We start from the raw sequence: 18912 nt of genomic DNA, 5'->3' as shown, positions 1-18912 counted from the left end.
CCAACAAAATTCCTTTCGGTTGCAAATTTATAACCATTTCAAAGTTATAGAATAATGTCTATATTTCAGCATCATAAGATTGCCGACATTCTCTTTCCCCACGAGAACTTCACCTTTCATGCACAATTTGATCACGATATGTTCACACGTTCATTAGAAACATCTCATAGTTGAATAAGGCGAGTATAATTGACGTATTTCGAGCGCACGCAGAAATTGCTACAACAGTGGGCAATTGTTCACCTCGCCAATCCATGTTATTCAAATTTTGTACATGCGGAATACACCTTCAGATTAAATCGCGCAGATGCGGGTTGTATTTACAGGGCATGATTAAACGGAAAAGTTGCGATACTTTCCCATATTTGTTGCACCGCTCCCGGACCATCCATCTTGCCCCTCGACGTCGTTCTTCTCGTCCTTTTCGGTGCTCTTCTGCATGCGACTTGGAATGCCATCATCAAAGCGGGCACTGACAAGTCGCTCGATGCGGCGCTGATCTCTGCAGGCGGCGCGGTCGCCTCGCTGCCTTTCCTGCCGCTGCTTCCCCTGCCGCAGACGCAGGCCTGGCCTTTCATCGGCGTCTCCGCCATCCTGCAATTTGCCTATTTCCAGCTGGTCGCGGCCGCCTACAGGGCGGGCGATATCGGCCTCGTCTATCCGCTGATGCGCGGGGCAGCGCCGCTGCTCATCGTCGCTACCAGCGGCTTTATCCTGGGAGAGAACCTGACAGGTGGAGCGCTTGCCGGCACCATGACGATCTGCGCCGGCATCCTCACACTCGCCTTCGAAGCGCGCCACGGCAGCCGCCATGCGATCATGCTGGCCCTCGTCAACGCCTGCGTCATCGCAACCTATACCTATGTGGACGGTATCGGCGCCCGGCTTTCCGGCAATGCGGTTTCCTACACGCTGTGGATGTCGCTCCTGCCGCCGGTTCTGCTCCTTACCTGGGCGGTCTCCCAGCGTGGTTTGGCGACTGTCGGCAAACACGTCAGGCGCAACTGGTGGCGTGGGCTGATCGGCGGGGCGGGCTCGATCGCGTCCTACGGGCTGGCACTCTGGGCGATGACGAAGGCGCCGGTTGCGACCGTGGCGGCGCTACGCGAAACCGCCATCCTGTTTGCGCTTGCCATCTCGGTTCTGGTGCTGAAGGAAAAGGCGAGCGTCTGGCGCTATCTTGCCGGCATCATCATCGCGCTCGGCGGGCTGGTCCTGAAGCTTGCCTGATCAATCGTCCTTCCATTGGGGCGTACGCTTGCCGAGGAAGGCCCCGATGCCTTCTTGCGCATCGCCGGTCAGCATGCTGTCAACCATGACGCTGGCGGCATAATCATAGGCTTCCTGAATGGGCATCTCCAACTGCCGGTAGAAGGCCTCCTTGCCGATCCTCAGCGCCTGCGGTGACTTCGAGGCGATGACGGAAGCGTATTTGCTGACGACCTGCGTGAGATATTGCTTCGGCACGATACGGTTGACCAGACCGAAATCCTTGGCGGTCGAGGCATCGATCGTCTCGCCTGTCAAAAGCATCTCCATCGCCTGCTTGCGGTGGGCGGAGCGGGAGACGGCGACAGCCGGCGTCGCGCAGAAAAGGCCGATATTGACGCCCGGTGTGCAGAAGGTGGACGTATCCGTGCAGATCGCGAGATCGCAGCTTGCGACGAGCTGGCAGCCCGCTGCCGTCGCCAACCCGTCGATCTCGGCAATGACGGGCTTCGGAAGGCGGCCGATCTCCAGCATCAGGTCGGCGGCCAGCGCGAAGGTCTCCTCGAAGAAGGCGACGCCATCATCCTCGTCGGCGCGGTGGGCCGTCAGTTCCTTGAGGTCGTGGCCGGCGGAAAAGACATTGCCGGTCGATGCGATGACGACGATGCGCACGTCCTCGTCGTCGACCGCGCCCTGCAACTCGCCCATCAGCGTTTCCATTGTGGATATCGACAGGGCATTGGCCGGCGGACTGTTGAGCGTCAAGCGCAATATGCCGTCGGAAAGCTGACGGAGCACAAGGGCGCCCTCGCCCGAATTGTTGTTGTCCCTGCGGAAGGATACGATCTCGGCCATGGCACATTCCTATACGCTGTCTCTATCCCGCCCTTGTGCCACAAGGGTGCGGCGATTTCGAGCCGAATGCGGCATCGCAGCGCATCCTGAAGGGCAAAACCTCCTGCTTTTGGATGCATTAAAGTAAGGTATTCAGATACCTTGAACTTAAGCCATTGTTTTCACATATTTATTTTTATGGCCGTCAGAAGCGCTTATATTGACCCAATGGGGGATTGCCGCTATAAGCCGCGCCGGAAATCCAGCCTTTCGGGGCTGTTTTCTTTTTTTGGTCTGTCTTTCGATCGGCCAAGCCAAGCAACAAGAAACGCCCCTTCGCCTTCGGGCATGGGGATCCAAGAGAGAGTGACAATTATGGCAACCTTCTCCCAGAAGCCTGCAGAGGTGGAGAAGAAGTGGGTCGTCATCGACGCCGAAGGGCTCGTCGTTGGCCGTCTCGCTTCCGTTATCGCTATGCGTCTGCGTGGCAAGCACAAGGCAACTTTCACGCCTCACGTTGACGACGGCGACAATGTTATCGTCATCAACGCTGACAAGGTCGTTTTCACCGGCAAGAAGTATTCCGACAAGGTTTACTACTGGCACACGGGTTATGCCGGTGGCATCAAGGAGCGTACGGCTCGCCAGATCATCGAAGGCCGCTTTCCGGAGCGCGTCCTCGAGAAGGCTGTTGAGCGCATGGTTCCCCGCGGCCCGCTCGGCCGTCGCCAGATGAAGAACCTGCGTGTTTACGCCGGCCCGAACCATCCCCACGAAGCCCAGCAGCCGTCCGTCCTCGACGTCGCCTCGCTGAACAAGAAGAACGTAAGGAGCGCCTGATAAATGGCTGACCTTTCCTCCCTGAAGGATCTCGGCACGTCGTCTGAAGCAGCAGCTGCTGCTCCGGCTCACGTCCGCAAGGTCGACTCGCTTGGCCGTTCCTACGCGACCGGCAAGCGCAAGAACGCCGTTGCCCGCGTCTGGGTCAAGCCGGGCTCCGGCAAGATCATCGTCAACGGCAAGGAATTCGCGGAATATTTCGCACGTCCGGTTCTGCAGATGATCCTGCGCCAGCCGATCGTTGCTGCTGCCCGTGACGGCCAGTTCGACATCATCGCCACCGTTGCTGGCGGCGGCCTTTCCGGCCAGGCCGGTGCCGTTCGCCACGGTCTGTCCAAGGCCCTCACCTACTTCGAACCGGGCCTGCGCTCGGTCCTGAAGAAGGGCGGCTTCCTGACCCGCGACAGCCGCGTCGTCGAGCGTAAGAAGTACGGCAAGGCCAAGGCCCGCCGTTCGTTCCAGTTCTCGAAGCGCTAATCGCTTTCTGGATATGCTTTCATGGAAAGGCCGGGTTTTCGCCCGGCCTTTTCGTTTATTCGGGCTTGTTGAAGAAGGCTTCGAGCCGATAACCGTCGGGATCGATGATGAAGGCCGCATAATAGAACTGGCTGTAGTCGGGGCGGATGCCCGGCGGACCGTTGTCCTCGCCGCCATTGGCCAATGCGGCAGCGTAGAAGGCGTTGACGGCTTCCTCACTCGTCGCGACGAAGCAGAAATGCAGTCCCGAGCCGCGATCCGCCGGCACCGGGCGCTCCACTTCGCTCACCCAGAAGGCAGGCCTCTCGGCGCCATATCCCATCGTTCCCTCGAAATTCGACAGCCGCTCGTAACCAAGCGGCGCCAGTGCCGCATCATAGAACTGGCGTGACCTTTCGAGGTTTTTGACCCCGATCGAAACGTGATCGAACATTGCCTGTGGCTCCCTGGTGATTGCTTGCAGCAGCTTCTTGGAAGCGATTTGGGAAGTCAACGCGCTGCGCTCGCCTATTGTAGCCGGTGCCACCGGCTGCTACAGCGGCATCAGGTTTTAAAACCGGACAAGACAGGACCTGACATGGGAGCCACCCCGTCTGCAGACAGATAGGCCGCAACGACCTTTCGATGTTGTTGCGGCGTCTGTCCCACCAATCCTGCTCGCGATGAGACGGCAGATCGCCGCCGAATGAACTCATTCGACGGATGAAGACCTATGCCTTCCCAAAACAGGAACTGGACCTATTCCCAGCCGGCGGCACTGCTGCTTCTGGCACCCTTCGATATCCTGACTTCGCTTGCCATGGATATCTATCTGCCCGTCGTCCCGATGATGCCCGAAGCACTCGGCACGTCGGCGACGGTCGTCCAATTGACGCTCAGCCTCTATATGCTGATCCTCGGCGCAGGACAGATGCTCTTTGGCCCACTCTCCGACCGCATTGGCCGGCGCCCGGTGCTGCTTGGCGGAGCGTTGGTTTTTGCCTTGTCGTCCCTTCTGCTTGCGGCAAGCTCGTCGGCCGGAGCGTTCGTCGCGCTGCGGCTGTTCCAGGCCGCCGGCGCGTCAGCTACCCTCGTCGCCACCTTTGCCACGGTGCGCGACGTCTATGGCGAAAAGCCTGAAGGCGTCGTCATCTATAGCCTGCTCGGCGCGATCCTTTCCTTCGTGCCGGCATTCGGGCCGGTCGCAGGCGCTATCATCGCCGATCATTCCGGATGGCGTGCAATCTTTCTGCTGCTCGGCGGATTGATGTTTGCAGCGATCATCAATGCGCTCAGGGGTTGGCATGAGACGAGACCGAAAGCTTCGTCGAACACCAGAATCGATCCCCTGGTGATCCTGAACAACGCGGATTTCTGGATTTACACGACGGGCTTCAGTGCGGCGATGGGGGCTTTCTTCGTCTTCTTCTCCACCGCACCGCGCGTGCTGATCGATCACGCTGGCTTTTCAGGCCTTGCCTTCAGCCTTTCTTTTGCTACGGCGGCAGCAGTAATGATCATCTCCGCCCACTTCGCCGGCCGCTTCGTCGCGCGGAGGGGAACGGCCGGCAGCCTTGCCCGCGGCATGGGTCTGCTTCTTGCCGGCGCGCTGCTGCTCGGCATCGGCGAGGTGTTCCTTGCGCCCTCCTTCGTGAGCTTCGTCCTGCCTATGTGGATCATTGCCGTTGGTATCACACTGACGACGGCCGTTACGGCAAACGGGGCGCTGGCGGCATTTGGCGAAACGGCGGGGACGGCGGTCGCGCTTTATTTCTGCATTGAAAGCCTTGTCGTCGGCTGCGTCGGCACGCTCTTCGTGCTCTTTGCGGGCGGCGACACAGCCTGGCCTCTCGCTGGCTACTGCGCGTTGATGGGCACGATCACTCTGCTCGGCTTGCGGGCTATCCGCCTGAGAGGCTGAGGCTCCAAGGCGGAGGACAAGCTCCGCCGCCTTACCTTGCAATATGGCGACAGCTCGCCTACCCCTTCCTGTCGAGACAAGGAATCTGAGCATGTCGACCACTCACCCCTCGCCCTTTGCCACCACACCCGAACCGCCCTATTACGTCGTCACCTTCTCCTCCGTTCGTACCGAGGGCGACAATGGGTACGGCGCCATGGCCGACCGAATGACGGAGCTGGCGCTGCAGCAGCCGGGCTGTCTTGGGGCCGAAAGCGCGCGTGATGCCGATGGTTTCGGCATCACCAATTCCTATTGGACCGACGAGGAAAGCCTGAAGGCCTGGAAGCAGGTCGTGAACCATCTCGCCGCCCAGCGCCTCGGCCGGGAGCGCTGGTACAAGCAATATAAGGTTCGCATTGCGCGGGTAGAACGCGCCTATGACTTTATTGCAGAGGAAGGAGCCTCCCGTGGCGAATAAGACCATCGACCATGCCTTCACGGCGCAGAGCCTGACATCGGCCGCCTCCGACCCGACCTTTGCCGGCGCGCTTTCCTTCATGCGCCGCCGCTTCACCAAGGATCTGACAGGAGCCGATGCTGTCGTCTGGGGCATTCCCTTCGATGCGGCGACCTCCAACCGGCCAGGTACACGCTTCGGGCCGCAGGCGATCCGCCGGGCTTCGGCGATCTTCGACAATGATCCGCAATATCCGTTCCAGCGCGATCTCTTCGCCGAGATGGCCGTCATCGACTACGGCGACTGCCTGCTCGACTACGGCAATCATCAGGACACGCCTGCAGCCATCGAGCGGCAGGCGAGCGCCATCCTCGACAGCGGCGCCTTCCTGCTCACCCTCGGTGGCGACCACTATGTTACCTGGCCGCTCTTGAAGGCGCATGTCGATCGCCACGGCCCGCTGGCGCTCGTGCAGTTCGATGCACATCAGGACACCTGGTTGGACGACGAGCGCCGTATCGACCACGGCTCCTTCGTGGCGCGTGCGGTCCGCGCCGGCCTCATCGATCCCGATCGCTCGATCCAGATCGGCATCCGCACGCACGCGCCGGAGGATTTCGGCATCCACCTGCTCTACGGTCATCAGGTCGAGGATATGAGCGCGACCGAAATCGCTTCCGCAATCATCACGCATACGAAGGGCTCGCCCGTCTACCTGACCTTCGACATCGACTGCCTCGATCCGGCCTTTGCGCCCGGCACCGGCACGCCGGTTTCCGGCGGCCCGTCCAGCGCGAAGATCCTCTCCGTGCTGCAGCGCCTGAAGCAGCTCGATGTCAGAGGCGCAGACGTCGTCGAAGTCTCCCCGCCCTACGATCACGCCGATATCACCGCCATTGCGGGGGCGACAGTCGCGATGTATATGCTGGGCCTCCACGCCGAACGGCGCGCGACGGCAGGATGACTGCTGTTATCAAATTGATTCAACTTCATGGCAAACTGATTCCGGAAACAATCCGAACCCACTGAAAGTGCAGGATAATCATGGCAGCAAAGATCTTCATCGATGGCGAGGCTGGAACGACGGGTCTGCAGATCCGCGAGCGCCTGGCGGAGCGCCGCGATCTTGAGCTGCTGTCGATCCCGACCGAGAGCCGCAAGGACAAGGCGGTGCGTTCCGCCTTGCTCAACGAGGCCGATATCGCCATCCTCTGCCTGCCTGACGATGCCGCCAAGGAAAGCGTCAGCCTCATCGAGAACGACCGTACCAAGGTAATCGACGCCTCGACGGCGCATCGTGTCGCCGAAGGCTGGGCCTATGGCTTTCCAGAAATGAGCAGGGAGCAGGCCGGTGTCATAGCCTCTGCCAAGCGCGTGTCCAATCCCGGCTGCTGGCCGCAAGGCCCGATCGCCATGCTGCGCCCGCTGATCACGGCCGGCCTGGTACCGGCCGATTTCCCGGTCACGGTCAACGGCATTTCCGGTTATACCGGCGGCGGCCGCACGATGATCGAGGATTACGTCGCCAAGGGCGAGGATGCGCCGGAATACATGCCCTACGGCCTGAACTTCAAGCACAAGCATCTGCCGGAGCTGCAGCGCTATGCCAGGCTTGGACGCGTGCCCTTCTTCCAGCCGGTCGTCGGCAATTTCGCACAGGGCATGGTCGTGACCGTGCCGCTGCAGCTCTCGCATCTGCCCAAGGTGCCGAAGGGTGCTGACCTGCATGCCGCCATCGCCGACTATTATGCCGGCATCAAGGGTTTCGTGGAGGTCGCCCCCTTCGAGGCGTCGGAGCGCACGCCGGAGCTCAACCCGGAAATCTATAACAACACCAACCGCATGCGCCTGCACGTCTTTGCCAATGACGATATCGCGCAAGCGCTGCTCGTCGCCGTCTATGACAACCTCGGCAAGGGCGCTTCGGGTGCTGCCGTGCAGAACATGGATCTGATGCTGGGCGCGTGACGTCAGGCATTTGCCTGTTTCAGACGATTGCACCAAGACAGGGCGCTCTGCCCTGTCTTCCCATCCGCAATACGGAGCCTGATCGATGACGCTGGAAGCGCTGATGGCCGGCCTGCGCGCCTGGTTTGATGCCGCGTTACCCGATCACGGCATCTCCGCGCTGATCGTCTTCGCTTTCGTCGCCGGCCTCGCCCGCGGTTTTTCCGGCTTCGGCGCTGCACTCATCTTCATTCCGCTTGCCGGCGCGGTCATCGGGCCGAAGCTCACCTCGCCAGTGCTGCTCGTCATCGACGGGCTTGCGACGCTCAGCATGATTCCCGCCGCATGGCGCGGGGCGGACAGGCGCGAGGTTTTCGCAATGGCAGCAGGCGCGGTTCTCGGCGTTCCCACGGGAACGGCGGCTCTGGCGCTCATGGACCCACTCTTGCTGCGCTGGGCCATTTCAGCCATCGCCATCTGCCTGCTGGCACTGCTCGTCTCCGGCTGGCGCTATCACGGCAAGCCGGTCGCACCACTCAGCGCCGCGATCGGCCTCATCGCCGGTCTCTTCAGCGGCGCAGCACAGCTCGGGGGGCCGCCAGTTGTCGCCTATTGGCTCGGCGGGAAAAGCGATTTTACCCGTGTGCGCTCGAACGTCATTCTCTACTTTTCAATCTCCACGGTCTTCAGCTTCGTCAGCTATTATTTCGGCGGGCTCTTCGTCTCCACGGTCTTGGCGCTCACCGTCGTCACGCTGCCGGCCTATGCCGTCGGCCTCTGGGGCGGCTCAAAGCTGTTCGGGCTCGCGAAGGAAAGCACCTTCCGCATGACCTGCTACATTCTGATCGCCGTCTCGGCGATCGGCGGCATGCCCATCTTTGACAGCCTGCTTCGGTAGCACCCGGTACGATTGCCCGTCTGCCGCGAAAGCCGTACACTCCCTCGCAAGGGGAGCTTCATGGCGTCGGTTTTGATCGGCATTGCCATTATTGGAGGAACGACCGCAACGGTGCTTGCGGCCTATTACATCATGCATCTGGTTATGGGCGATGGCCCAGGCGGGCGGGACAGGGAGCTGGCCAGTTCAGTCATCACCCGCATCGCCAGCCTGCATGCGCTGATCCTCGCTCTCGTTTTCGCGCAGGAGATGATCGAATACCAGGCTCTGCGGACGGAAAGCGCAGTGGAAAGCAATGCAGTCGGCGATGTCTTCTATGATGCCGAGCGCTATGGCCCGGAGGCGCAGGCACCGATCCAGAAGGCGCTGAAAGACTATGTCCGCATCGTCATCGAGGAGGAGTGGAACGAACTCGGGCGCACCGGCGAACTCTCATCGGCGGCCTGGGATCAATGGAACAACGCCTATCTCAAGGTTCTCGAACTGGCTCCCGCCAATTCCAAGCAGGAGAGCCTGCGCGGCCACATGCTCGAAGAGATTCATATGATTTCGGAGTCCCGCGACCGGCGGGAAAATAGTGGCACCGACTCCATCAGCCTGATCTTCTGGTTTGCCGCGGTTTCGGGCGTGATCTTCACCGCCATCGGCTACTACCCTTACGCGCCCGACGGCCGCAACCTGCTGCTGCTATCAATCTTCGGCGCTTTTACCGGCATCATCCTTTTCTTCATCTACGCCTTCTCCAATCCTTACGGCCCACCCGCCACATTGTTTCCAACGGCTTTCGAGCGCTTGCAGGAGGAAATCAGCGGGCCGGATCCTTGAGACCGTCGCCGGTCAGGGGATGGCCACTCATTTCTCAGGAGACGGCACTCGCGTACGATCCAGGTCGTTGCCTGCGCGATTGGAAAGGGCTGCGCGCAACGTCGCAGACGGCAATTCTCCATATCTCGTCTGATAGTAATGCGCGAATGCCCCGAGATTGCCGAAGCCGCAATCGAATGCCACCGAGGTGACCGTTGTTCCCGGCAGGGATGCTGCGAGCATATCGTGCGCCCGAGCCAACCGCACACGACGGGCAAACGCCATCGGCGACATTCCGCGCGTGCGCCTGAAGGAATGAAACAGGCTTCTCACGCTCGTATTCGCGGCGGCAGCGAGCGCTTCGATGGTCACCGGCTTGTCCCAGTTGCTCCTGATATATTCCTCGGCCCGGCGCACCTGCCATGGAGCCGTGCCGGGTGGGCTGCCCTCCAGCTTGTCGCTGTAGTTATGCCGCGAATTACAGAGATAAGAGACCATGACCGCCTGCTCCATTTCAGCGAGCAGAAGCGGTGGCATGAAGCTGGCGGCATGACTCAGTTCTCCGACAACGAACTCGATCAATCTGAACTGGGCATCGCTATGGATCACATCCGCAATGAGGCGCAGCGGCGGATCAACGGGCTCGCCGATAAGGCTTGCAAGCTTCCTCACCAGGCCATCCGGCCTGATCCGCACAATGAGATGCTCGAAATCCTCCGAATAGCGCAAATTGAGCCGCGCGCCTGGTCCGCCGACAACGCCCTGTTCGCGTGAGAGGACGCCGAACGCCCCGTCGATTGTCGCATCTCCTCCGCCGCGCAGGGGGAAACCCTGCAGAAAATAGTTCGATTGCTCGACGGTTGCGTTCATGGCTGCGCCGTACCGTGCATAGGTCAATCCGACATTATCGATCTGGCAGTGATTGAGGCGGGCATCGACTATGCCCTCGTCGCGCGGGAAATCAATCGAACGAACGGCAAACAGATCCGCGACACGAGCCAGCAATGCATCCGGTTCTGCGCTGGCAAATTGCTGGAAACGACTGAGAGGATGATGGCTGAGGGCGTCCATGAACTGATCTCCGCACTCCGCGTCCGGTCCCGGTCCCTGGTAATGTGCTGGCAGTCTGCGGCCATTCATTGCAGGAATCAAGTAGCGCTCGAACGGCTGTCCCGTTGAAACTCCAGGGTGTAGTATATTCCATTGCTGTCATAGACGGTCAATGAATCGAGACTGCCAAAGGAGGAAGGGATATGGGCAAGCATGCCATCACACCTCAGGGCGTCAGCGGTACTCGCGAACGCGGCGGAATGAGCCGGCGAAACCTTCTGTTGCTTGGAGGAACAGCACTAGCAGCTGCTGCAGTTTCACTGCCAGCTTCGATACGAACCGTGAGGGCTCAGACAGCGTCTGCACGGCCTCCCAACATTCTTATCCTGTGGGGCGACGACATCGGATACTGGAATGTCAGCGCCTATAATCAGGGTATGATGGGCTACAAGACACCCAATATCGACCGGATCGCCAGAGAAGGCGGCCTGTTCACCGACTATTACGGCCAGCAGAGCTGCACGGCCGGGCGCGCGGCGTTCATCACGGGACAGTCGCCCTACCGCACCGGTCTTCTGAAGGTTGGCCTGCCGGGTGCCAAGGAGGGAATGCAGGCGGAAGACCCGACGCTTGCCGAGCTTCTCAAGCCGCATGGATATATGACGGGTCAATTCGGCAAGAACCATCTCGGTGACCGTGACGAGCATCTTCCGACAGCCCACGGCTTCGACGAGTTCTTCGGTTCTCTCTATCATCTCAATGCCGAGGACGAACCGGAGCATCCGGACTATCCTAAAAATCCGGAATTCAAGGAGAAGTTCGGTCCCCGCGGCGTTCTGCATTCCTATGCGGATGGCCGCATCGAGAATACCGGACCACTCACAAAGAAACGCATGGAGACGATTGATCAGGAAGTCACCGATGCGGCGATCGGCTTCCTGAAGCGCGCCAAGGAGCAGGACAAGCCATTCTTCCTGTGGTGGAACTCGACGCGCATGCATGTCTGGACCAGGCTCAAGGCCGAAAACCAGGGCAAGACCGGATTGGGCATCTATCCCGATGGCATGACCGAACACGATGAGATGGTCGGGCAGATGCTGAAGGCGCTGGACGACCTCGGCCTCGCCGAGAATACGATCGTCATGTATTCGACTGACAACGGAGCGGAGAAGTTCACCTGGCCGGACGGCGGCCAGTCTCCATTTCGCGGTGAGAAGAATACGAACTGGGAAGGCGGCTTCCGCGTCCCCTGTGCCGTCCGCTGGCCGGGTACTATCGCGCCTGGAACGATCTACAATGAGATCGTGGCACATGAAGACTGGATCCCCACGCTTGTTGCCGCTGCGGGCGAACCGCAGATCAAAGACAAGCTTCTTGCTGGCTATACGGCTGGCCCCAAGACATTCAAGGTTCACCTCGACGGCTACAACATCACCGACTATCTCGCGGGGCGCAGCGCCGATCCGCGCCGCGAATTCATCTACTTCGTGGACGACGGCACCCTCGTCGGCCTGCGCTACGATCAATGGAAGATCGTTTTTGCCGAGCAACGCGCCGAAGGGCTCGATGTGTGGCAGGAGCCATTTGTGCCACTCCGGCTTCCGAAGCTCTTCAACCTGCGCTCCGATCCTTTCGAAACGGCCGATCACGAGGGCATGGATTACGAACGCTGGCGAGTCGAACATCTGTTCGTCATGGTGCCGGCACAGGCCTACGTTGCCAAGTTCCTCGAAACATTCAAGGAGTTCCCGCCGCGGCAAAAGCCGGGCAGCTTCTCGATCGACCAAGTGATGGAGAACCTACAGAATTCACCCGGGGGAGCGAATTAGGTCGGGGCTAAAACAGACTATCGCGTCCCGACGAATAGGGGCGCGACAGTCACTGATTCAGCAACAAATGATCCTTGCGCTACAAGGAGGTCGCTTTCCCCGCCGTTTTGCGGTAAAAGCGGCGTCGTGCACGCGAGGCCACTTATCGGCATCTGCTCGCGTCACGACTTTGACAGCCACTGCGCTGACTGTTTCACGCCGATGGGAGGCACTCATGAAAACGATCCTGAGCAACCAGAAGAATAAGATCAACACTCAGGATATCCGTCTTCATGTCCAGTTTGCTTTCACGCGCGAGGAAAAACCCGCGGCGTCTTAACCGCAGCCTCTCAACCGCAACGCACATCCACAACAGGCGCCAGCTGCGCCTGCGCAAGTTCCTGTCCTATTTCCGGCCGCATCTTCCGCTGCTTATGGCCGATATTGCCTGCGCCGTCGTCGTCGCTGCCGCCGCAGTCGCCTTGCCGCTCTGCGCCAACATCGTCATGGGCCACCTCATCGCGCTCAACGATACGACTTCGGCCTACTGGCAGATCCTCGGCATGGGCGGCGTCATGCTGGTCATCGTGGCGGTCGAGACGGCCGCCATCTTCTTCGTCGATTATCGCGGCCACATGATGGGTGCGCATATCGAGGCGAATATCCGGCAGGAACTGTTCGATCACTGCCAGAAGCTCTCCTTCGGCTTCTATGACCGGCACCGCACCGGCCAATTGATGAGCCGCATCGTCGGCGACTCCTTCTGGTTGGGCGAACTTTTCCATCACGGGCCGGAAGACCTGCTGATCGCCATTCTGAAGTATGGCGGGGCCATGACGGTCCTGTTCTTCATCGATCCGCAGCTTGCGTTTCTAATCCTCCTGCTGACGCCTTTTGCCGTGGCTTATGCGCTGCATTTCAATAGGCGCATGAATCGTGCGCTCGAGGCGAGCAAGCAGGAGATCGCCGCCGTCAACGAAAAGGTCGAGGATGCGCTGGCCGGCATCCGCGTCGTCCAGTCCTTTGCCAACGAGGATCTGGAGCGGAAACGCTTTGCCGCCCTGAACAGGCGCTTCCTCGAAAGCCGCTCCGATGGCTACCGCAGCGAAGCCTGGTTCTCCGCCGGTGCCGAGACCTTCGCCCAGATCATCACGCTTCTGGTCGTCATCCTCGGTGGATTGCGCATCCTTGCGGCGGAACTCACCATTGCGGACCTTCTGACCTTCCTGCTCTGCGTCGGCGTTCTCGTCGATCCGGTCAAGCGGATGGCCAATCTCGCCCGACTCTGGCAGGAGGGTTATACGGGGTTCGTGCGGGCGATGGAGATCCTGGAGATCGATCCTGACGTGGTGGATCGTCCCTCGGCCCGCGCGTTGCATACGCCGAAGGGTGAGATCCGGCTCTCGAATGTCGATTTCAGCTATGATGATGGGGCAGACGTGCTCAGCAACCTTTCGCTGACCATCCGGCCTGGTGAATTCGTGGCGCTCGTCGGCCCGTCCGGTGTGGGGAAAAGCACGCTCTGCGCGCTGCTTCCCCGCTTCTATGATGTCACTGGCGGCTCGATCGAAATCGATGGCACCGATATCCGCGATGTGACGCGCGCCTCGCTGCGCCGCCATCTCGGCGTGGTGCAGCAGGACGTCTATCTCTTCGCCGGCACCGTGGGGGACAACCTCCGTTACGGGCGCCCGGATGCGACGGACGAAGAGGTGGAAGCCGCAGCCCGCGCCGCCCACGCGCATGAGTTCATCATGGCCTTACCGCAGGGCTATCAGACCGATATCGGCCAACGCGGCGTGAAACTCTCGGGCGGCCAGCGCCAGCGGCTGACGATCGCTCGCGCTTTCCTCAAGAACCCTGCCATCCTCATCTTCGACGAGGCGACGAGCGCGCTCGACAATGAAAGCGAGCGGGCAGTGCAGCAGGCCTTCATGACGCTTGCAAAGGGGCGCACGACGCTCGTGATCGCCCATCGCCTTTCGACGATCCGCCACGCCGACCGTATTCTGGTGCTGACCGGCGACGGTATTGTCGAAGAAGGCAATCATGACAGGCTGATGGAGAGCGGCGGCATCTATGCCAATCTCTATGGGCTGCAGGCGAGCATCTGAGGTTCGAGACAAGGACATGCGGAACAGTTCGGCAGACAGGCCTGAACTGTTCCGCAGATCGATCATTTCTCTTCAGGCAGAGGGAGAAACACCATGACAGTGCTGCGCATCGTCCCGAATATCGCCGCAGCCTCCATTGAAGAGGTGCGCAACTTCTATTCCGAGCTGTTCGATCTCGACATCGTGATGGATCATGGCTGGATCGTCACTCTTGCATCCGACAGGCGAGCACTCACCCAGATCGGCATCGCGACAGAAGGCGGCTCGGGAACCGCAGTGCCCGACATTTCGATCGAGGTCGATGATGTGGAAAAGGTCCATCAGCGTGCGGTGACAGGCGGGCATCAGATCGTCTATGGACCGGCCGACGAGCCCTGGGGCGTGCGGCGTTTCTATATCCGCGACCCCACCGGCAAGCTTTTAAATATCCTTTCTCACGCAGGCTGAATGGGTCGGTCTGACGCAGGGGCGATCATTGCAACGCCTGCGAAAACCTCTAGTCTGCAAAGGCCAGTCCAGGGCAGGAAATACCTGCTTTCATTGAGAATTTTCGAAAATAACCGGATCACGCCATGAACACGTCAAACCGCCCGGACTTGAGTGATATTCACCAGGGCGACTGGGTGGACCGGCTGTTGCCGGGCCCATGGCGACCTTACACGAGGCTCGCGCGGCTCGATCGCCCGGTTGGAATCTGGCTGACGCTGTTTCCATGCTGGGCGGCTCTGTTTCAGGCCGCTCATGGCTTGCCCGATGTCCGGCAGCTCGCCGTCTTCACGCTCGGCGCCCTGCTGATGCGAAGCGCCGGCTCCACGATCAACGATATCGCGGACCGGAAATTTGACGGCCATGTCGAGCGAACCCGTTTCCGGCCTCTGGCAAGCGGGCAGATCGGCGCCGGTCAGGCTTTGACTTTTCTGGCCATCGAGCTCGCCCTGGCGGCGTCTCTGCTGTTGTTTCTGATGCCCTACACGCGGCTCGTCGCCCTATGCGTCCTGCCGCTCGTGTTCGTCTATCCGCTCTGCAAGCGCTTCACCCATTGGCCGCAGGCTGTGCTGGGCGCAGCGTTCAACTGGGGCATGCTCATGGCCTGGGCCGAAATTGCCGGTGATATTCCGGTCGGCGCCCTCCTCATGTGGGCGGGAGCCATCGCCTGGCAGATCGGCTACGATACCATCTATGCCTATGTCGACGTGAAAGACGACAGAAGCCTCGGCCTGAAATCGACAGCGATCCTCTTCGGCCAGCGCGGCAAGCTCATCATCGGCCTGTTTTATGCTTTGACGGTCGTCGCGTGGTCGCTCGGCGGCTGGCTGTCGGGCATGTCCCTGCTCTATGGGTTTGGAATGCTCGTCATCGCCGCGCACCTTGCCTGGCAAACCCGGCGCATCGACCTTGCAAGGCCGGAAGTGAATTACCGCCTGTTCCTGGCAAATATTCTGACCGGGCTATTGCTGGCAGCCTCGGCCTTTATGGGAACCTGGTAAGCCCGTCGGCTCAATAAGAGCAGGGACGATTGTCGCTGGGACGGAAACCGCCGGCGCAGGCCGGGTTCAGGGACGTATCCTCGCCATAGTCGTACCTCCCCGTTGAGGTGCAACTCGAAGCGATTGCGGAAAGCGTGATCAGAGCGCCCGCCATTACGAATGTGCGCAATCTGTTCATGTGAACATCCCCCTTTATAGGATCGCCCATACGCCAAGCCGATAATCTAGCACGTCACGGCAAATCCATGCGAGGAGCATCGCATTGATCCCATTCACTCTTCCGCGAGCCAGGGGATAGGACGTCTCTATCCCTGCTCAGTCGCGCTCGGCGATAACAGTTGCGGGGGGATATTCGCCGTAGTAGCCGCGCCAGTTGGCGACGGCGAAACCGAATACCACCAACGCACCTGCCTGATGCAGCAGACCCCAATGCAGCGGCACCTCAAGCAGCAGCGTGGTGATGCCGATTGCCGCCTGGATCGTGATAAGCACGAAGAGCACCACGGCCCGGCGCGCATGGGTGGTCGAGGCAGCGGCGCGCAGTGCGATCACCATATTGATGATCGCGATCGCAAAGAGCGTGTAGGCGCCAAAGCGATGGATGAACTGCACCGTCTTCGGGTTTTCGAAGAGATTGAGCCAGAAGGGCTGCTGGATGAAGAGATCGGAGGGCACAACGGCGCCGTCCATCAGCGGCCAGGTATTATAGGTGAAGCCGGCATCGAGGCCGGCGACCAGCGCACCGAGATAGATCTGGAAAAGCGAGAAGATGGCGATGGCGGCCGCCCAGCGGTGGGAATTCCTTGTCGGGGCCGCATCATCGGAATGCGGCGAGAGCCCGCGCATAATCCACATGCAGGAGGCAAAGATCAGGCAGGCCATGACGAGATGGGTGGCAAGCCGGTACTGGCTGACATCCGTGCGCACCGCGAGGCCGGAGGAGACCATCCACCAGCCGATGAAGCCCTGCAGGCCACCGAGCGCCAGGATGCCGGCAAGCGGCCAGCGCAGGCGCCTCTCGATCCTGCCGGTCACCCAGAAAAAGACCAGCGGCAGCGCGAAGATGACGCCAATGCCGCGCGCGATCAGCCGGTGTGCCCATTCCCACCAGAAGATGCTCTTGAACTCATCGACCGTCATGTCGCTGTTCAGCTGCTGGAATTCGGGGATACGCTGATAGAGCTTGAACTCCTCTTCCCATTCGGCGGCATTCAGCGGCGGAACAACACCATGGATCGGCTTCCATTCGGTGATGGATAGGCCGGAATTGGTCAGCCGCGTCGCGCCGCCCACAAGCACCAGACAGAAGAGCGCCAGAAGCACGAAGCCCAGCCAGATGCGCACGGCGCGGCGGTTATTATCCTGCCTGCGCACTTCGGTGCGGATCGCCTGCTCGGGGCTCAGGTTCGCGACGGCCATGATCTCTCCTTTTATCCGGCAGTTGATTTGCCCCAGCGGCTGATGCAAAACAAGCCCCGAACCTTTGCGGCATGCCGTCGCGCCGGTTCAATCCCATCCGCTCGAAAGTTATACGATGCCCATCCGCCTTCGCAAATTCATCGGCACGATCCTGATCATCATCCTCGTGCTTTTCTATGCGATTGTGGCGAATACGATCGCGGTCGCCACACTTGGCAATGCGCCGTGGTGGGGACATCTGCTTTACTTCGCGCTCACCGGCCTGCTCTGGGTGCTGCCGGCGATGGTCATCATCAAGTGGATGGCCGGCCCGAGACAGCAGTAGGGCGGATTAACGGCGGAATAACCCTGATCTGCGGAAAACCGCAGCCAGGCGCAGCGGTTAAACCAAATATACGTCTCGGCGCTCTACCTTCCTCTGCAACACATCTCTTGACCGGAGAAAGACCAGTGCAGACGCAGAGGCTCGATATTCTGGAACAAAAGTTTGACGCTGCTGCGCAAGCCGAAGCCGGCATTTCCCGGCTGCGACAACTCAGCGTGAAACTCGCCATGGCCGAACTCGATATCAAGCTTTTCGACAGGATGGAGCCCCTTGAAGAGGAATGGCGCGCGCTGGAGCGCGACAACCTTTCCTCGCTGCATCAGAGCTATGACTGGTGCGCGGCTTGGGTGGCCGCCTTCCGCCGTCCGCTCGCCATCCTGCGCGGCAGGAGCGGTAACCATACCGCCTTCATCCTGCCAGTGGAAATCGTCGCCGCGCGCGGCATGCGGATCGCCAAATTCATCGGCGCCGACCACAGCAACATCAATACCGGCCTGTTTTCGCAAGCCTTTGCCGAAGATGGTGATGCGGTAGACAGCCATCGCCTCGCCGCCGGCCTTCGTGCAGCACTCGCCGGCAAGGCCGATTTGCTTCTTTTGCAGAATATTCCGCTGGAATGGCGCAGCCGTCGTAACATGCTTGCCGGCCTGCCCATGGTGCAGAACCAGAACCACGCCTATCAGCTTCCGCTCCTTGATACGTTCGAGAAGACGCTGCGGCAGCTCAACGCCAAAAGCAGGCGCAAGAAATTCCGCACGCAGAGCCGGCGGCTGGAGGCGGTCGGTGGCTTCGACTACATCGCGCCGGAAGCATCCGCGGAGCAGCATGAACTGCTCGACATGTTCTTCCGCCTGAAAAGCGCCCGCTTCGCCTCGCTCGGCCTGCCCGATGTCTTTGCGGATGCCGAGACCAAGGCCTTCCTGCACGGGCTGATCGACAAACGGACTGGCGACAATTTCGGCCTGCAGATGCGCGCCCTGCGCCTGAAGGGCGAGTATGAGGGACGCATCGCCGCGCTGTCGGGGATTTCCCGCAAAGAGGACCACGTCATCTGCCAGTTCGGTGCGATCGACGAGGATCTGGTTGCGGATGCAAGCCCCGGCGAATTCCTCTTCTGGCAGATGATATCGAGCCTGCACGGCAAGGGAGTGGCACTCTTCGATTTCGGTCTCGGCGACCAGACCTACAAGCGCTCCTGGGCGCCGGTCGAAACGGACCATTACGATGTGGTTCTGCCGATCTCAGGCATCGGCATCGCAGCCGGCACGGCGCACCGGGCAATTACCCGCGGCAAGGCCTTCATCAAGGCCCGCCCTGGTCTCTATAAATTCGCCCAGAGCATCCGGGCCAAGATTGGCTGA

Annotated in this window: 19 protein-coding genes; 15 read left to right on the top strand and 4 right to left on the bottom strand. The window is 60.4% G+C overall.

Features of this window, described 5'->3' with window-relative positions:
• Window positions 1-393 precede the first annotated feature (393 nt).
• Window positions 394-1230 (top strand): EamA family transporter, encoded by an 837-nt coding sequence (locus tag ACK9YZ_RS05790; RefSeq protein ID WP_416065966.1) that lies wholly within the window; start codon window positions 394-396, stop codon window positions 1228-1230.
• Here the strand turns inward: ACK9YZ_RS05790 and ACK9YZ_RS05785 are convergent, their stop codons facing one another.
• Window positions 1231-2064 (bottom strand): enoyl-CoA hydratase, encoded by an 834-nt coding sequence (locus tag ACK9YZ_RS05785; RefSeq protein WP_416065965.1) that lies wholly within the window; start codon window positions 2062-2064, stop codon window positions 1231-1233. It lies immediately after the preceding gene.
• A 354-nt stretch (window positions 2065-2418) separates the two neighbouring features.
• Here ACK9YZ_RS05785 and rplM point away from each other — a divergent pair, with 354 nt between their 5' ends.
• Window positions 2419-2883, top strand: a complete 465-nt coding sequence (gene rplM, locus ACK9YZ_RS05780) for a 50S ribosomal protein L13 (RefSeq protein ID WP_018114579.1) — start codon at window positions 2419-2421, stop codon at window positions 2881-2883.
• Between the two features lie 3 nt (window positions 2884-2886).
• Window positions 2887-3360, top strand: coding sequence for a 30S ribosomal protein S9 (gene rpsI / locus ACK9YZ_RS05775; protein WP_216757671.1), 474 nt, complete (start codon window positions 2887-2889; stop codon window positions 3358-3360).
• A gap of 55 nt (window positions 3361-3415) precedes the next feature.
• On the opposite strand, the gene ACK9YZ_RS05770 is transcribed toward rpsI, so the two are convergent.
• The gene (locus ACK9YZ_RS05770) at window positions 3416-3793 is read right to left on the bottom strand and encodes a VOC family protein (RefSeq protein WP_416065964.1); all 378 of its coding nucleotides are present in this window, start codon (window positions 3791-3793) and stop codon (window positions 3416-3418) included.
• 279 nt (window positions 3794-4072) lie between these two features.
• Here ACK9YZ_RS05770 and cml point away from each other — a divergent pair, with 279 nt between their 5' ends.
• The 6 genes from cml to ACK9YZ_RS05740 all read left to right on the top strand — a co-directional run bounded on the left by cml (window position 4073) and on the right by ACK9YZ_RS05740 (window position 9369).
• Complete coding sequence (cml, locus tag ACK9YZ_RS05765; RefSeq protein WP_416065963.1) at window positions 4073-5260, top strand: CmlA/FloR family chloramphenicol efflux MFS transporter; 1188 nt, start codon at window positions 4073-4075, stop codon at window positions 5258-5260.
• 91 nt (window positions 5261-5351) lie between these two features.
• Complete coding sequence (locus ACK9YZ_RS05760; protein ID WP_416065962.1) at window positions 5352-5720, top strand: antibiotic biosynthesis monooxygenase family protein; 369 nt, start codon at window positions 5352-5354, stop codon at window positions 5718-5720.
• A complete protein-coding gene (gene speB, locus ACK9YZ_RS05755; RefSeq protein ID WP_183805682.1) occupies window positions 5710-6663 on the top strand; it encodes an agmatinase in 954 nt (317 codons plus the stop codon). Before ACK9YZ_RS05760 ends, speB begins: the two co-directional genes overlap by 11 nt.
• Before the next feature lie 80 nt (window positions 6664-6743).
• Window positions 6744-7667, top strand: coding sequence for an N-acetyl-gamma-glutamyl-phosphate reductase (gene argC, locus ACK9YZ_RS05750; RefSeq protein ID WP_416065961.1), 924 nt, complete (start codon window positions 6744-6746; stop codon window positions 7665-7667).
• 85 nt (window positions 7668-7752) lie between these two features.
• Window positions 7753-8544 carry a sulfite exporter TauE/SafE family protein gene (locus tag ACK9YZ_RS05745; protein WP_416065960.1) on the top strand — a complete coding sequence of 264 codons (792 nt, stop codon included), beginning with the start codon at window positions 7753-7755 and terminating at the stop codon, window positions 8542-8544.
• 60 nt (window positions 8545-8604) lie between these two features.
• Window positions 8605-9369: a hypothetical protein gene (locus tag ACK9YZ_RS05740; RefSeq protein WP_416065959.1), complete on the top strand. Its 765-nt coding sequence runs from the start codon at window positions 8605-8607 to the stop codon at window positions 9367-9369.
• Between the two features lie 27 nt (window positions 9370-9396).
• On the opposite strand, the gene ACK9YZ_RS05735 is transcribed toward ACK9YZ_RS05740, so the two are convergent.
• Window positions 9397-10419, bottom strand: a complete 1023-nt coding sequence (locus ACK9YZ_RS05735; RefSeq protein WP_416065958.1) for an AraC family transcriptional regulator — start codon at window positions 10417-10419, stop codon at window positions 9397-9399.
• 182 nt (window positions 10420-10601) lie between these two features.
• On the opposite strand from ACK9YZ_RS05735, the gene ACK9YZ_RS05730 reads away from it, so the two are divergent.
• The 4 genes from ACK9YZ_RS05730 (at window position 10602) to ubiA (ending at window position 15807) form a co-directional block, all read left to right on the top strand.
• On the top strand, window positions 10602-12227 hold the full coding sequence (locus tag ACK9YZ_RS05730) for an arylsulfatase (protein ID WP_416065957.1): 1626 nt from the start codon (window positions 10602-10604) through the stop codon (window positions 12225-12227).
• Window positions 12228-12499: 272 nt separating this feature from the next.
• Complete coding sequence (locus ACK9YZ_RS05725) at window positions 12500-14320, top strand: ABC transporter ATP-binding protein (RefSeq protein ID WP_416065956.1); 1821 nt, start codon at window positions 12500-12502, stop codon at window positions 14318-14320.
• A gap of 93 nt (window positions 14321-14413) precedes the next feature.
• Window positions 14414-14767, top strand: coding sequence for a VOC family protein (locus ACK9YZ_RS05720; RefSeq protein ID WP_416065955.1), 354 nt, complete (start codon window positions 14414-14416; stop codon window positions 14765-14767).
• A gap of 125 nt (window positions 14768-14892) precedes the next feature.
• Complete coding sequence (gene ubiA / locus ACK9YZ_RS05715; RefSeq protein WP_416065954.1) at window positions 14893-15807, top strand: 4-hydroxybenzoate octaprenyltransferase; 915 nt, start codon at window positions 14893-14895, stop codon at window positions 15805-15807.
• 315 nt (window positions 15808-16122) lie between these two features.
• Here the strand turns inward: ubiA and ACK9YZ_RS05710 are convergent, their stop codons facing one another.
• Window positions 16123-17226, bottom strand: a complete 1104-nt coding sequence (locus tag ACK9YZ_RS05710) for a COX15/CtaA family protein (protein WP_416065953.1) — start codon at window positions 17224-17226, stop codon at window positions 16123-16125.
• Window positions 17227-17341: 115 nt separating this feature from the next.
• On the opposite strand from ACK9YZ_RS05710, the gene ACK9YZ_RS05705 reads away from it, so the two are divergent.
• On the top strand, window positions 17342-17551 hold the full coding sequence (locus ACK9YZ_RS05705; protein WP_416065952.1) for a DUF2842 domain-containing protein: 210 nt from the start codon (window positions 17342-17344) through the stop codon (window positions 17549-17551).
• Window positions 17552-17676: 125 nt separating this feature from the next.
• Window positions 17677-18912 carry a GNAT family N-acetyltransferase gene (locus tag ACK9YZ_RS05700; protein ID WP_416065951.1) on the top strand — a complete coding sequence of 412 codons (1236 nt, stop codon included), beginning with the start codon at window positions 17677-17679 and terminating at the stop codon, window positions 18910-18912.

The organism is Rhizobium sp. ZK1, assembly GCF_047782645.1.
GTDB lineage: Bacteria > Pseudomonadota > Alphaproteobacteria > Rhizobiales > Rhizobiaceae > Rhizobium.
This window is presented reverse-complemented; position numbering and strand designations above follow the sequence as displayed.